We start from the raw sequence: 15,943 nt of genomic DNA on the forward strand, positions 1-15,943 counted from the left end.
CACTCAGTGCCACAGTTATTGGAGATAGGATAAGGACACTTTGCAAAAATTCACTTCAATGTGATAACGGTTAAAATCTATGTGCGCACTATGCCTTTTGGTTTTATTCTAATCAACTAGAGCTTCATTAAAATTTAGGTGTTTTTCTTAAATTTTTGTTAACCTTAGTGTGCTTAAGTAAGGTAAAAACGTAAGTGCTCCATACAACTGATGACCTAAGTAGTCTTCACTACTCATACACTTAAGCTATAATTTTTTAATATCAGAGCTTAAGTATTCGTACTAATTATGTTAATTACTAATACTTTACAACTCTCTCTTTTCGTTTAATATGCGAATTACAATCACTTTTTTATGTAGGATTATGGACCCTCACCGACGATACGCTGTAACTTCATTTGTTGCAGCCATTATCAATAAGCATTGTCTTTCCATTTATTTCAATGAGTTAAGACAAGTATCTACACAATCAAATACACGGCTAATCAAAAAGTTGATAGCAGGTAGTAGATGGTTTGTTCTGAGAATTTCAAATCATACCCCAAGCCCGTTCTGGGAAAGGTCCTTTCGTTATATTCTTTTGTTTTTTAAGAAGATTATTTCATGAGTTGTATCTAAGCTATCTTTCGATATTTAGCTGAGCTCATTGAGTTTCAGTATCAATTGTCTATTCATTTTTTCTTGTTCAACTTAAAGCGGAACCCAGAGCCACGACTATGGAAATTTTTATTCTTATTGGTTTGATTGTGTTAAATGGCTTATTTGCTATGTCGGAAATCGCCATTGTGACTGCTCGCAAGTCACGGCTAACTGCCCTTGCTCATGGCGGTAGCAGCACTGCTAAAGCAGCACTCAAACTGGCAGAAGATCCAACGCAATTCTTGTCAACTGTGCAGATAGGCATAACATCAATAGGGATCTTAAACGGAATATTTGGTGAATCCATCCTCGCCGAACCTTTGTCACTTTGGCTTCAGACTTTTGGTCTAAGTCCAGATTTAACCAACATCTTTTCAACCGTTCTAGTGGTTATCATTGTCACTTATGTGTCAATTGTCATTGGTGAGTTAGTTCCCAAGCGAATTGGTCAAGTCAGTGCGGAAAGTATTGCCTGTCTAATGGCTAAACCAATGGTATTTCTAGCAATAGCAACCAAACCATTTGTATGGATGTTATCCGGTTCAACTCATGCTCTTATGCGTCTAATGGGATTTTCGCATAGACTTGACGACAATGTGACTCAGGAAGATATTCAGGCAATGTTGCAGGAAGGTTCATCTGCAGGGGTGATTGAGCACAATGAACATGCGATGGTCAAAAATGTTTTTCGATTAGATGAACGTACTATTTCTTCTTTGATGGTGCCACGGTCTGATATTGTATTTCTCGACTTAAACCTGCCTCTTGATGCAAATCTGCGAACTGTTATGCAGTCTCCTCACTCACGATTTCCTGTTTGTCGTAACAATGTTGATGATATGGTGGGTATTATTTCAGCTAAACAACTCCTTTCACAGTCTATCGCGGGTGAACGTTTAGAACTGGTGGATCTCGTTAAGAATTGTAACTTTGTACCCAACAGCTTATCTGGAATGGAGCTACTTGAGCATTTTCGTACTACAGGCTCGCAGATGGTGTTTGTTGTTGATGAATATGGTGATTTGAAAGGGCTGGTAACGCTTCAAGATATGATGGATGCACTGACTGGTGAGTTTTTTCAGGAAGATGTGAATGATCAGATGGTGATAAAAAGGGAAGATGGCTCATTATTACTAGATGGTCTAATCCCTATTTTTGACCTAAAAGACGCTTTAGGTATAAAGCAATTGCCAAATGAAGAGGATGGGCGTTATCAAACGCTAAATGGATTTTTAATGTATGAATTAGGGAAAATACCTCAAACCACAGATATTGTTGAAGTTGCTGGTTGGCGACTCGAAATTATGGATATGGACGGTAAAAGGGTTGATAAAGTCCTTGCTCAAATGTTACCTGATGTTGATTCTTCAGAAGAATCTATATTTGTTGATTGATAAATTCAAAAGCATAGTAGTTGTCAGCTTTAGTGCAAAAAACACGTCTAAAGAGCGACCAACTAAATCTGTTCGGTGAGTCGAGCATTAGCCATAGATTTCCTCATGGTTGTTTAACTAAAAATCGTGCCCGTGAATCACTCTACATCAGACTGATTCACGCTATCCCCAATGCCCCGTTTGCAGCTATTCTGGGGCGCTTTTTTCCCTTGAGATAAATCAAATCTTTATAGAATTGATTCATCTTCCTTTTATGCCTATTCCGAATAGTAATATCGAGAGTTGATTAGTTTACAGTCAACAGAGACGTTACTAATAGCTAATCCGAATCTGACTAAGCAGAGTGAATTATCTAACAAGGTTTTGTCCGTGCGACCTGAGGTCGTATGAAGCGCTGTTCACAGCGATAAGAGTGAACCATCTGTATCACCAGATGACCCTAAGACTCTGAATAAAGCAGCGAGTCTGACAATGTAACGATATTTGGCTTTATGCCGAATGGGAACAGAATCGTGAGAGGACGTTCTTCCTGATAACCACAATCGGGTAAGTGCTAGGGTGTCAGTATGATGAACGTAAGTGAATCCATATAAGGTGCGTTATACGTGAAACAGCGGAAGTGGTTAATACGCTGTGGCCAAAAGGCACGAGAGTTGGAAAGAGATTGGACAGTGCTCTTTCGTGATCAAATAACTCTCCGCACTATAGTGGGCATCTAACCTGACGTTGCGCGACATACGGAACAGGGTAAGCCTGTATTGCTCCCCTTGGGAAAGCGGTCTGCGAAGACTGCCGATAGTCATGCAGGTAAAGGAGGCTAGAAAAAGCGAATGCCGCATTGTAATGATGCGGATACAGACTTCTATCTGGCGCGAAAGCGAGCTGACTTCTAGCTGGTCTCCCGTTGCAAGATGATTTGAAGAACTTTATTCAAGGAGAAACGCAAATGATGGCTTCAAACGAAGTTAGTGCACCTCCTGACAATGCTCAATGGCAATCCATTAACTGGAAGGCGGTTAAGCAACATGTATTAAAGCTTCAAATGCGCATTGCAAAAGCAACCCGAGAAGGTAAACACAGCAAGGCGAAAGCATTGCAGTGGATATTAACCCACTCTACATCAGCAAAATTGCTTGCTGTTAAAAGAGTTTCTCAAAATAAAGGCAGCAAAACACCAGGGATCGACGGCATTATTTGGAATAGTGATGCTCGTTGTATGACTGCGGTGAATCAACTGAGCCGGAAAGGCTATCATGCCAAACCGCTCAGGCGTATCTACATCCCCAAGAAAAACGGCAAACTCAGACCTTTAGGCATACCCTGCATGATAGATAGAGCGCAGCAAGCGCTTCATCTTCTCACCTTGGAGCCTATTTCGGAAACGGTGGCCGACCTCAATAGCTATGGCTTTCGACCTAACCGAAGCGCAGCAGATGCAATTGCACAGTGCTTCAAATGTTTATGTATGAAGCGCTCTAGCCAATGGGTTCTTGAGGGTGACATCAAAGCTTGTTTCGATAAGATAGGTCATCAATGGCTCATCGACAACATTCAATTAGATAAGCGAATGCTGAAACAATGGCTTGGATGTGGTTATGTTGATAAAGGATTGTTCTACAAAACAGCAGAAGGAACACCGCAAGGCGGGATAATCTCCCCAACGCTGATGTTGCTCACGCTGGCTGGGTTAGAACAATTGGTTAAGTCTATTGCCTGTAAAACAGGTAATAGGGTCAACTTTATCGGATATGCAGACGATTTTGTTATCACAGGTTCTTCGAAGGAAGTGCTCGTTAATGAAATCAAGCCGCAACTAATTGGTTTTCTACAGGAAAGAGGCTTAACACTCTCTGATGAGAAAACGCACATAACTCATATCGATGATGGGTTTGACTTTCTGGGATTCAATATCAGGAAGTACAACGGCAAACTGCTCATTAAGCCGAGCAAGAGCAACGTTCTATCATTTTTGAGTAATCTACGTGAATTCATCAGAAAACATCCAACAATCCCCGTTAACGATTTAATCAAAATATTGAATCCGAAACTGAGAGGATGGGCGAACTATTATCGCCACAGTGTTGCAAAGCAAGTTTTCGGTTATGTAGGGCATCAACTTTTCTGGTTGTTATGGCGTTGGGCCGTTAGGCGTCATCCAACTAAAAGTAAGGACTGGGTGAGGCGTAAATACTATATGAATCGCATAGGAGGATGGCAATTTCACGGTTGGCAGAAAATCGCCAACATGGACTGCCATTTTAATCTGGTTCAGATAGCTCAAACGTTGATAAAGAGACATGTGAAAATCAGGAGCGCAGCCATACCTTACGACCCCGAATACGAAGCTTACTTAAGTAAGCGGAAACAGGCAAAGGAAGGTCGAAACTCTTGGTTCGATCCTGTCTTAGCTGCTATGTAGGGTGCTGGGTAACAGAACACGCCTTAGTGGAGGCTTGAGCCGTATGCAGTGAAAGTTGCACGTACGGTTCTTAGGAGGGCGGCACTTGGTAACAGATGCCGTCTATCCGACAAAAGTATGTTGCGTATGCCTTTTAAACCTACAGGTTACGCGAATGCTCGAAAGGTGAGCCGTGGTGATTTGCGATACGACCGTTCGCCCTCCATGGCTCTCGTTCATAAACTTAGAATCCCTAGGCTTCTATTCACCCTGTCGACGAGCAAATACGATGGCAAGCTTATATGAGTAGGTCAAACCAATAAGCGCTCCACGGTTTAAAATGGATGGCCTAATTTATTGCCCATCATTTTATCTGTCATTTTAATTAGTTTTTATTGGTAAAATATATCTATTAAAGCTATATCATTTAGTTTTTCACTTAGTCGCTTGAGACACTAAAAAATGAATTCTGAAGTTTTAAAGTATGTAAACGAGCGTCAGCTTTCGTCTGTAATGAATAAAACAAAGTGGTGCGAGCTTGAAAAGGCATTAAATGGATCTGAAGACTTTATTCCCTATGTGCGCTACAAATTGATTTATGATGAAAACCCTAATGCAGATTTTACTGCCGTGTGGTGGCACGAGTTACTTGAAATAGCAGAAACCATTGAGTGGTTAGAAATTGACCCATTCAAAAGAGAATGGCTAGGCCGATTAGTGGCGGATCGAGTGACGGACTTTTCTGATGTTGTAAGCGCACAATTAACCCAATATTCAATTCCTTATTCAATAGAAAATGGTATGTTTCGGATTTGGGGTTATCTGAGGAGGGATGAATCTCCAGAATTTATTTAACTGAAGAGTTATATCTCTGTAAGTCACTTATTTTTTTTCAAGCTAAACCACTCAAAACTGAGACGTCAATACTGATTGTTGGGATTGAGCATAGAGACAAAAGACATTAAAAAAGTGCTTTATTTTTCAATAAAGCACTCATTTTAAAGCGACTCAAGCACTCGTTAACCTACTGAGCACAGTACTGATTAAAGGACCGATCAAAGTACTATGTAGAGTGGCCAGCCGAGGAGGCCGACGAGACCTTCCTTGTGTTCGAATCTTTCTAAGCGTTCGGGTGAAGCATCGCTGAGTAATAGTTCGCGGTAGCTTTTCGCAAAGTGCAGGGTACGCAGTAGGGCGGGGGCAAAGTTTTTACCGAGATCTTTACTGATGGTTTCAGCGAGTTCTGCGGGTAATTCTGCTAACGCTTTCTGGGTTTCCAATTCGATATGCTCACGGGTAAACCATTCCTCTTTTAAGGTGATTTTGCCGATACGCTTTTTCAAATCCTGTCTGACTTTGGCGCCATCAAACAACAATCGATACAGTACCGCTTCGGCTAATACACTCTCTAGATTGAGAAAATCTAGCGGATCATAGCTCGATTGCGCGTAAAACTGTGCCAATAGGGCCGCAATTGACTGTTGGCGTTGATGCTCAAGCAGGGCATCTTGATAGGCTTCATAGCCTAACCATTCTTCTGCATCTGGCGGGCTAGACACTTGTTCAAGCAAGAACTTGTCGACATCGCCGTACAGTGACTTGCCGTTGACGAGTTTGTGCTTGCTGACAGTGCTGAGCATGCTCCAGCCTTTTTGAAAGCATTTGACTACGCCATCGGCGGTGATCAACAGGCGTATTGCCTGCTGCGGATTCTGGTTTGATAACTCCATCAAACCAAGACTCACCACACCAATGACATCGTGCGCTGCTTGTTCGAGCAGGTGCATTTTGTACTTGTTGTAAAACTTATCGGCCAGTTTGAGGCTCATCAAAATGGCTTTGGATTTGATTTGTGACAGCTGTTCACCGCTCAGCGTTTCGTCTGCTTGGCCTTGGATCAATACCTTGCTCAGGTAGGGTCCTTGATCTACATCACGCAGTACCAGTTGCATCAAATAATTCCTTAATCCAAAAAGCTAAACATATCATCGACTTCAGCGTATTCATCCGTCACTTGGTTTTTCTCTTTGGCTTGAATAACCAGCTCGTTGACAAACTTGCTGATGATCATTTCCCAACCTGAGCTTTCGTTACGCAGCAGACTCTTAATGGCTTTTTCAACATCGGGCGCGAGCTCGTGGATCAAGGCCATTAGGCTGCGTGGGTCGTCTATGCTGAGGCTGTGTGCATCTTCACTGGCGACGCGGCTGTCGTAGCCGATGGTTTCAGTGTCTTCTTCGTCATCATAGAGATCTGTGTAGCCGTCTTCATCTTCATGCTTTTCGCCTAACATCATTTCGATGAAAGGGATCGACAGGTAGAAGAGGCCCGCAGGATCTTCGGCGATACATTCTAGAATCGCAGTTTGCTTTTCTTCGCTATCTTGAATGCGAATTAAATAGGTCAAAAAATCAAAGGTATGCTGAATAAGTTCTTCGGCATTGTTTTTGATTTTTTCTTCCCAGTACAAAGGTTGCTGACAGACGATGTCGCGAATTTGTTCCGGGGTCATGAGTTCAGACATGATCGAAGGACAAGAGATATCATGGTGACTGTTGATTTGCGTCAGCGTGACGATATCCATGTGTTCGATAACTTCGACTAATTGCTCGTCGCTCATGGTATTTGCAATGATTTCAAAGCGTTTGCTCGCTTGCTTTGGCTCTACGTCCGCCAACTCTTTAATTTCGGCGACGGTAATCTCAATGAGACTAGTGTTCATTAGCGGTCCTCATCATCGTAGTGATCGTAGTAGCCATCTTCCTCTTCGCCTTCATCATCGTCGTCGTTATCTGAGGTGCCAACATAATCGTTGTCATCATCTTCATCGTCGTGATGTTTTGCTGCTGGCGTTGCTTTACCTTGAGTTTCAAGTAAATACAGCACGGCGCAGCTTTCAATTAGTAAGGTTTCCGAGTAACCACGCACGGCTAACACTAAAGGTAAATCAGCATTGTTAAAGCCAATCGTGACTTTAAACTCATCCCACTCGGGTTGAGTTGCCGTGTTTATCCAATGTGCCCACTTGAGTTTGGCTTCGGCGGGAAACTTAATTCGACCGTAAAGCGCGACAGGCAGGTACTCAGGCACAGTCTCGAGCATCTTAGGATCGGCTTCTAACACCTTTTTGATTTGGCTAGTAAATTGCTCTAGCGCTTTAGGTGTATCGGGATCGTCGTAGGACTCGATATTGTCGTAGGCATTATTTTTTAGCTCATTAATGCGTGAGATATTCAGTTTTTTGACCATTTGACACTACTCTAGAAAACGCTCAAGGATAAAATTGATCCCACAGCTCGCGCATAGCGCTCGCGGGATCGGTCACTATGACGTTATTGAAATCTTTGATAAACGCGTTACGTCGCTTAGGATCGGACAACACATCATAAGCATTTTTAACGCGTTCAAGTTGTACGGCGGCTTGCTGCTTTTCCTCTTCCGAGGCGCCTAACAACTTGTCGGGATGATATTTGTTTGACAGCCGTCGATAGGCTTTTTTAATGTCGTCTTCTTTGGCACTGGGTTTTATACCAAGCACACTAAAGTGGTTAATCATACTTGTACCTGCAGGCGATGGGGCTGATATCGCGAGATAAAAAGGGTTTGACTCTGATTATCTTTAAATTCGTGGAATTATGATTAGTCAGCCGTGGATGATAGCAGAAATTCCCACTCAGCGGCAAACGCGCGAGCAGGAATTTGTGCTTTAGTGAAGGGTTAAAAATCCTTTAAACTTTAATCTGTTGTGGCGCATGGATTAAGTCTACCGCTATGCTGTTGAAATCCGGTTACCTAGCCAGATTGACAGCTAACTTAACCTTGTTTTAGGCGAGATAATGGCCCTCGATTAAGGGCAATATTTTAGCGCCGAACAGTGCCGAATCCTTCGCTAAATACACTCACACAGAGCTAACCCACACTCGCCTCGGCCACGTTAGGCTGAGCTAACGCCGTAACCGCTAAGTCAGACTAGACACTAAACGCAGGTTCATTCCAAGTGTGAGCATTTGTTTTTGTTCTCGCTGTAAATCTTTCATAAACAAGCTGATTTTCCGCTTATGGCTTGGTAGTACTAGCATGAGTCCATCGGGGATCACTTTAATATGATCTAAGGTCAGCGTCTTAGCGATACGGCCAAGATTGAGCAAGACAGCGAGCCTAAGCAGGCTGAGTAGGCGATTGAGCGTGAGCTTATGGTTGGGATCGAGTTCAGCGAGCATTAATTCGTTAGGCTTTTTTCTGTGGTTGGTGATAAGTCGCGCTAAATCCAGCTGTAATGCTTCGCTAAACCCAGGTAAGTCACTGTTACTGATAATGTAACCGCCGTGTTTGTGCAGGGATTTTGAATTAATGTGTAATCCGATTTCATGTAAAGTCGCGCTATAGGCAAGCAAGCGCGCATGGGGCCTTAATTGCCATTCATCGGCGACCTGTTCAAACAAGGCCATAGCAGTGTCGCGTACCTTAGCCGCGTGGGCCATATCGATATGATAAAGCTGGGCAATACTGTCGACGGTGCGGTGGCGAATATCCTGATATTGACCAATCTTTGCCAGTTCATAGAGTACGCCTTCACGCAGTGCTCCTGGGCTAAACTCAAGTTTTTGAATCGGTAAGCGCCTAAAAAAGCTGATCAAAATGGCAAGTCCGGCGGGCACTAAGGGAATGCGTTTATCATCGACGTTGGCAAATTGGATTTGGCTAATATGGCCACATTTGATTAACTTGATTTTGAGCTGTTTGAGTCGTGGCAGCGTGATGGTTTCATCGCCGTGCTCTTCTTGAATTGCTTCGCAGATGGCTTTTACTGTGCCTGAGCTACCCAAGGTGAGTTCCCAGCCACCCGCGAAATATTCCTTTGAGAGCGACGCGAACTGCTTATCGGCCGCACTTTGGGCATCGCGAAATGAGGCTGGGGTGATGAGCCCATCAATAAAGAAACGCTCATTAAAACTCACACAACCGCAGCGCAGGCTAGATAACTGAGTTGGGGTATTTTTCTGGCCGATCACCACTTCGGTAGATCCGCCACCGATGTCGATGACTAAATTACTTTTCCCTAGCACTTGGCTTTGGGCAATACCGTTATAAATCAAACGCGCTTCTTCATGGCCCGAAATGACCTCCACCGGATAGGGCATGATGGCGAGTGCAGCCTCGATAAACTGATCGCGGTTTTTGGCGATTCTCAGAGTGTGGGTGGCGACTAATCTTACTTGCGCTTGGTCGAGATTGGAAAATCGTTGGTTAAAATCCCGTAGGCAATTGAGTCCACGTTCTATGGCATCATTGTCGAGAATATTTTGCGCATTGAGCCCAGTGGCGAGCTGAACCTGTTGTTTTTCTTTATGTAAAATCTGCAAACTGCCATCTTGCTCGCGGGCAATGACCAGATGAAAACTGTTCGACCCCATATCGATGGCGACAAAGTGGCGCGATTTAGAGTTTGCGAGTACATTGCTGGGCGTAGCGTGTGACTGTGTGTGCGAATATGTGGTTACCAATCGGATTATCCCTAGGCAATCAAAGCGATATAAAGCCAGCGATTAGCTGGCTTTGGCCCGTAACTCAGGTGTTATGTCAGGCTGAGTTTTCACTTCTCGCTCAGCGTCACCCTCATGGGTGGACATACGTAAGGCATTAAATTCTTGCAGTTGGCGCTTCTCATAATTAATCAGATATTGATAAATGGCAATTTGAGAACGCACTTTTCGTTTGTTACCGCGATTCCGATAAGGATTACTTTGTTCCTTGTTGATGACACGTGCTTTAGTGTTGTCATTGAACTGTAAGGATAAAATATCCATTATCATCTGTTTTAGGCGCAGATCATAAATCGGCACACTCACTTCGACGCGATTATCTATGTTGCGGCTCATCCAGTCGGCGGAGCAGATAAAGAGTTTGTTCTCTCCACCCGCGTGGAACAGCATCACCCGCGAGTGTTCGAGGAATCGGTCGACGATACTATAGACTTCGATGTTGTCGCTGATCCCCGGAATTTGCGGGATAAGCGAACACATGCCGCGAATAAGTAACTTGATTTTGACCCCAGCCGCCGAGGCTTCATAGAGCTTTTGTACTAAGGATTCATCGAGTAAGTTATTTAGTTTTAAGGTAATCGCCGCCTTCATATGGCTTTGGGCATTGACGATTTCATTATCAATCAAGTGACTCAGTTTTTGTCTGGCATCGTAGGGCGACACGATTAAATGCTGGAAGTTATCGCGGCGATACGGATGCTCAATTAAGTCAAACACTTGCTCCACTTCACGGGCAATTTCTTGATTGGCGGTGAACAGCGACAAGTCAGTGTAGACCCGCGCCGTGCCTTCGTTAAAGTTGCCTGAGCCGACGTGACAATAAAGTTTGATTTCCCCTTGTTCTTCGCGGCCAATTAAACACAACTTGGAATGCACTTTTAAGCTGGTGATACCGTGGTGAACTTTGACGCCCGCTTCGGCCAAGATGCGGGTCCATTCGATGTTGGATTGCTCATCGAATCTGGCCCTGAGTTCAATTACGGCGGTGACTTGTTTGCCGTTTTTCACTGCATCGATAAGCGATTGCATCACATGGGATTTTTTCGCCACTCGATATAAATTAATTCGAATAAAGCGCACCGCCGGATCGTATGCCGCTTGGCGTACCATTTCGGTAAAGTGGGAAAACTTATGGTACGGATAATTGAGCATGATATCGCCCATCCGAATTGCATCGAAACTGTTGGCACTGCGGCCAAAACCTGCACTATTGAGCGCCGGTAGTTTTTCGTTTTCGAGGTAGTCGCGGCTCGGGTTGGGGAAGGCGATAAAGTCTTTAAAGCTGTGGTAACGCCCGCCTGGGATCAAACATTCGGTCGAGCTGATGTTCAGGTTTTCTTTGAGCATCACCAACATGTGTTCAGGCATTTCTTTGTCGTACACTAAGCGTACAGGCTCGGCGGTAAGACGTTTTTTCAATCCCTTGGTCATTTTCTCAAGCTGGGTTTGTTCAAGCTCGTCAGTGATATCAAAATCGGCATCGCGGGTTAACTTCATCGAATACACTTCGATAGCATCGTACTCGAAGAAGGGGCCAAAGAGTTCATCGACGCAGTGGCGAATAATGTTATCTAATAAAATCAGATATTTTTTCGCTTTACTCTTTTCGGCTGGGAGTTCGATAAACCGCGGTACATTTTTAGTCGGCACTTCGACTAAGGCGTATTGGCGGCGAGCTTTAGTGAACAAACACACACACAAATAGGTGGCGTCGTCGTTGATTTGCTTGATCAGATCGCGATTATTATTGACCATAAGCGGCGCGATATGGCGTTTGAAATGGTCTCTAAAATGCTTTTTCAGCCAGTCGCTGTGGAACTCGCTTAATTGTTTCTCATTGATTAACAAAATATTACGACGTACAAGTTCGCGCATTAAATCCGTGTATATGCCATCGAACCTTTCTTGCAATGCCATCACTTTCGATTGGATCTTGGCCATTAAATGGCGGCTATTACTGCGACCTTCCTGCAGGGATGACAGCAAAATGGAGCGTCTGACCGCAGCCACACGCACCCTAAAAAACTCATCCATGTTATTGGAAAATATCCCTAAAAAGCGCACTCGCTCCACTAAGGGAACATTGTGATCGCAGGCTTCTTGCAATACCCGCTCATTAAAAGACAACCAAGAGAGTTCTTTATCAATCGAAAGTTTATCGGTATTCGGGGACACTGCACAGCTCCTTTAAGCAAGCGTCATGGCGCAATATACAATAGCATTCATCCGCCGTTGTGCAATCAGATTTACTGCCGACAAGTGAAGGAATTTCAATGATAAATATTGCGTACACGCCAAAATCAGTCTGGGATTTATCTGGGATAAAGATACGAGGGAAATATGTCAACTTGATGACGAGTGTGACAGAAATATGACCTTATGATGATCATCTTGGATTGAGCTTAAACTCTGTTCGCGTCACTGCGATTTAAGCCTTGAGAAACTGTGCAAGCGTGGCTTACTGGAGAATAAATCCGTCAGTGTTAACTCCTTGGGCATTATCGCAAACTATGTTATCTTGCTCGGCTTTTTTATCGCGGGAGTATAAAGGTATGTTTGTTGGATTTGATTATGGTAGTGCTAACTGCGCAGTAGGGATCATGCTGGATGATGGTGTGCAGTTATTGGCGTTATCAGAGCAATCAGCTTATTTGCCTTCGACCTTATACGCGATGGACAGGGAACTGATCGCCGAGGCGGTTTATCGTGGTCTTCCCACTGAATTGAAAGCCGATTACGCCAAAAAGCGCGCCGCGCAATTGAGTCGTGCCCGTATGGTGCGTCATGAGTTAGATCTCGATGCCGATGTTCAGGCTGTATTTGTTGGCGAGCAGGCGGTAAGCGCGTATTTAGAGATGCCGGAGGAGGGATTCTATGTCCGTTCGCCAAAATCCTTTTTAGGCGCGACAGGACTTAGACCCGAACAAGTGGCCCTGTTTGAAGATATTGTTACCTTGATGATGCAGCACATTAAAGTGCGCGCCGAATCTGTGTTAGTTGAAAAGGACCTTATTAAACAGGGTAGCACTGCGATGATCACCCATGCGATTATTGGTCGTCCGGTGAACTTTCAAGGCATAGGCGGAGAAGAGAGTAACCGTCAGGCCGAAGCCATTTTGACCTTAGCGGCAAAACGCGCGGGTTTCATCGACGTTGATTTTCTGTTCGAGCCGTTAGCGGCGGGGATGGATTATGAAGCGACCTTGACCGACAACAAAACGGTATTGGTCGTCGACGTCGGCGGCGGTACAACGGACTGCTCTGTGGTCAAAATGGGACCCGCCCATAAACAAAAAGCGGATCGCAGTGAAGATTTCCTCGGTCACAGCGGCCAGCGGATCGGCGGTAACGATCTCGATATCGCCCTTGCAATGAATGCCTTTATGCCGCACTTTGGTTTAGGTTCCTTGATGATCAATGGTAAACCTATGCCCAGTAAAACATTTTGGAATGCGGTCGCAGTGAATGATATTAGCGCCCAGCGAGAATTCAGTACCTTAAGTAGCCGTAAATTGATTGATGAATTGGTTAAAGAAGCCGAGCAGCCACAGTTACTGAAGCGATTGTTAAAGGTGCAACAGCAGCAGTTAAGCTATCAACTGGTTCGCCAAGCCGAGCGTGCGAAAATTGCACTGTCAGATACCGATAATACTGATGTTAATCTGGATTTTATCGAAGTGGCGCTGTACGCGGGTGTGAGTCGTGAATTGTTTGAAAATGCCATTGAGCCGTCACTGACGAAAGTGGAAGCCCTGATGCACCAAGCGCTCACGCAAGCTGCAAAAACTTTGGCTGCAACAAATGTCGCGGTAAACCGCTCAGCAACAGAGGATTTATCCGCTGAAGCAGAGTGCAAACCCGATGTGATTTACGTGACGGGGGGTACGGCACGAAGCCCTGCGATTTATGCGAAAATCGCTGGTATTTATCCCGATATTCCGGTCGTGGTCGGCGATCACTTTGGTTCTGTGACAGCAGGATTAACCCGCTGGGCACAAAAGCTATTCGCTACGCATTAATATATAAGCGCTAGCATATCAGCACTAATGTAAAAGGATGTATGAATGAAAACTCTGTTGAAGTGTGCGTTTGCGGCCTCTGTAGGTTTATTGCTTGCGGGTTGTGGTGACGATGTGGGTAAGGTGAGCTTAGGGCTTTTTACCACTAAAGATGTGATTATTGATGCTAAAAACGATCCTAAAATACCTGGGGTGACTTGCCATATCAGTCGTATCGAAGCCAATTTAGATTTTGCTGATCCGTCCGATATGGGGATCAGTTGCCGTCAAACTGGGCCAATTACTGCGGCCGATCTGGCGAAGATAGACATGGGAAAACACGGCGAAGTGATTTTCACCGAATCCCTGAGTATTTTATTTAAGTCATTAAAAGTGCGCCGAATTTATGATGCGCAAAATCAGACTCTGTTGTATTTGTCCTATTCGACGAAAGAGACCAATGGTAGCCATAAACATGCGCTCTCAACAGTGCCGCTTTATGGCTCTGCGGCTTGGGTCGATCCTGCATTAAGTATTGGAGCGAAAGCGAATTAATCGCTGTAGAGTTTATGGTTTAGCGATTTATTTGCGATAAGCATAATGATATTGCAATAAAAATTCGTATTTGTATCAGTATCGATAAGAGAAGGGGCAGAATATTTATTCCGCCCCTTTTTTATATATTCTGCTAGCACTTAGCACATTAAATATCGTTACTTAGCTTTGGCCGCCAATACAGCGTTAAAACGTTCAAACCCAGCACTGAGATCGGCGATTAAATCAGCGGGATCTTCTAAACCAATATGTAAACGGATCAAAGGTTTGCTCGCATCCCATTGAGTTGCTGAGCGGATTTTTTCAATACCGAAAATGCCGAGGATTAAACTCTCGTAGCCGCCCCAAGAAAAGCCCATCTTAAAGTGACTCATATTTTCAACCAGTGCGGTGACCGCATCGCCATCGCCCTGTTTTAAGATAAAGGAGAACAAGCCGTTGGAGGCACTAAAGTCGCGTTTAAAGAATTCGTGCCCAGGGCATGTCTCGAACGCGGGGTGACGCAGATGATCGACTTCTGGCCGGGTTTTCAACCAGTTGGCCACTTGCAGGGCATTTTTTTCATGTTGCGCCATACGCACGCCTAAGGTACGTAGGCCGCGGGCAGCAAGGTACACATCGTCTGGCGATGTGGTTTGTCCCATCAAATAGCTGTGTTCACGTAATTGTGGCCAGTATTTTTCGTTGGCCGTGGCCGTGCCTATCATCACATCCGAGTGACCGACGATATATTTGGTCGCCGCTTGAATTGAGATATCTACACCCATTTCAAAGGGTTTGCTATTGATGGGCGAGGCCCAAGTGTTGTCCAGCATAGTGATCAACCCATGTTCGTGGGCGATGCGGCACAAGGTCGGTACATCTTGCACTTCCATGGTGATGGAGCCCGGAGACTCTAAAAACAGAACCTTAGTATTGGGGCGAATGAGGTCGCGAATGCCTGCGCCAATCAGCGGATCGTAATAAGTGGTTTCGATACCAAAACCGCCGAGAATATGGGTGCACAGATCCCGCGTTGGCTCATACACGCTATCAACCATTAACAGGTGATCGCCCGTTTTTAAAAATGACAGTAGCGCCGCACTGATCGCCGCAGCGCCAGAAGGATACAGCGCCGTACCGACGCCACCTTCTAGTTCGGCAATCGCGGCCTGAAAGGCAAAATGGGTTGGGGTGCCACGGCGGCCATAAAACATCTCGCCATTGGTTTTATTTTTCGCGGCGTGGCGCATTTCATCCATGGTTTCGAAGACGATAGTCGAAGCGCGAAAGACGGGCGGATTGATCACGCCTTTGGTCCATTTTTTGTCTCGACCTAAGCTGACGATTTGGGTGGCTTGATGATGTTTATCTGTCATTGGATCATTACCTTGGCATTTAGGTTGAACGAAGAGGTTGAACAATTTGGGAGAATAA

The 15,943-nt window shown here is 44.7% G+C and carries 12 protein-coding genes; 5 read left to right on the forward strand and 7 right to left on the reverse strand.

What is annotated here, in order from left to right; all coding sequences use genetic code 11:
• Positions 1-716 precede the first annotated feature (716 nt).
• The 3 genes from HUB64_RS05820 (at position 717) to HUB64_RS05830 (ending at position 5,286) form a co-directional block, all read left to right on the forward strand.
• Positions 717-2,033, forward strand: coding sequence for a hemolysin family protein (locus tag HUB64_RS05820; RefSeq protein ID WP_028760279.1), 1,317 nt, complete (start codon positions 717-719; stop codon positions 2,031-2,033).
• A gap of 946 nt (positions 2,034-2,979) precedes the next feature.
• Complete coding sequence (ltrA, locus tag HUB64_RS05825; protein WP_173496572.1) at positions 2,980-4,452, forward strand: group II intron reverse transcriptase/maturase; 1,473 nt, start codon at positions 2,980-2,982, stop codon at positions 4,450-4,452.
• Between the two features lie 441 nt (positions 4,453-4,893).
• On the forward strand, positions 4,894-5,286 hold the full coding sequence (locus HUB64_RS05830) for a DUF6678 family protein (RefSeq protein ID WP_173496573.1): 393 nt from the start codon (positions 4,894-4,896) through the stop codon (positions 5,284-5,286).
• A 200-nt stretch (positions 5,287-5,486) separates the two neighbouring features.
• Here the strand turns inward: HUB64_RS05830 and HUB64_RS05835 are convergent, their stop codons facing one another.
• From HUB64_RS05835 to ppk1, 6 genes are all read right to left on the reverse strand, one after another.
• A complete protein-coding gene (locus tag HUB64_RS05835; protein WP_106650299.1) occupies positions 5,487-6,383 on the reverse strand; it encodes a hypothetical protein in 897 nt (298 codons plus the stop codon).
• A gap of 11 nt (positions 6,384-6,394) precedes the next feature.
• Positions 6,395-7,153 (reverse strand): hypothetical protein, encoded by a 759-nt coding sequence (locus HUB64_RS05840; RefSeq protein WP_006086363.1) that lies wholly within the window; start codon positions 7,151-7,153, stop codon positions 6,395-6,397.
• On the reverse strand, positions 7,153-7,680 hold the full coding sequence (locus HUB64_RS05845; protein WP_173496574.1) for a hypothetical protein: 528 nt from the start codon (positions 7,678-7,680) through the stop codon (positions 7,153-7,155). Before HUB64_RS05845 ends, HUB64_RS05840 begins: the two co-directional genes overlap by 1 nt.
• 22 nt (positions 7,681-7,702) lie before the next feature.
• Positions 7,703-7,987, reverse strand: a complete 285-nt coding sequence (locus HUB64_RS05850; protein WP_006081330.1) for a J domain-containing protein — start codon at positions 7,985-7,987, stop codon at positions 7,703-7,705.
• A 403-nt stretch (positions 7,988-8,390) separates the two neighbouring features.
• The gene (gene ppx / locus HUB64_RS05855; RefSeq protein WP_173496575.1) at positions 8,391-9,935 is read right to left on the reverse strand and encodes an exopolyphosphatase; all 1,545 of its coding nucleotides are present in this window, start codon (positions 9,933-9,935) and stop codon (positions 8,391-8,393) included.
• 42 nt (positions 9,936-9,977) lie between these two features.
• Positions 9,978-12,149, reverse strand: coding sequence for a polyphosphate kinase 1 (gene ppk1, locus HUB64_RS05860; RefSeq protein WP_028760273.1), 2,172 nt, complete (start codon positions 12,147-12,149; stop codon positions 9,978-9,980).
• A gap of 377 nt (positions 12,150-12,526) precedes the next feature.
• On the opposite strand from ppk1, the gene yegD reads away from it, so the two are divergent.
• On the forward strand, positions 12,527-13,993 hold the full coding sequence (yegD, locus tag HUB64_RS05865; RefSeq protein ID WP_173496576.1) for a molecular chaperone: 1,467 nt from the start codon (positions 12,527-12,529) through the stop codon (positions 13,991-13,993).
• A gap of 45 nt (positions 13,994-14,038) precedes the next feature.
• Positions 14,039-14,527, forward strand: a complete 489-nt coding sequence (locus HUB64_RS05870; RefSeq protein WP_173496577.1) for a CreA family protein — start codon at positions 14,039-14,041, stop codon at positions 14,525-14,527.
• Between the two features lie 158 nt (positions 14,528-14,685).
• Here the strand turns inward: HUB64_RS05870 and HUB64_RS05875 are convergent, their stop codons facing one another.
• Complete coding sequence (locus HUB64_RS05875; RefSeq protein WP_173496578.1) at positions 14,686-15,885, reverse strand: cystathionine beta-lyase; 1,200 nt, start codon at positions 15,883-15,885, stop codon at positions 14,686-14,688.
• Positions 15,886-15,943: the final 58 nt, after the last annotated feature.

It is taken from the genome of Shewanella sp. ISTPL2, assembly GCF_013283205.1.
GTDB lineage: Bacteria > Pseudomonadota > Gammaproteobacteria > Enterobacterales > Shewanellaceae > Shewanella > Shewanella oncorhynchi.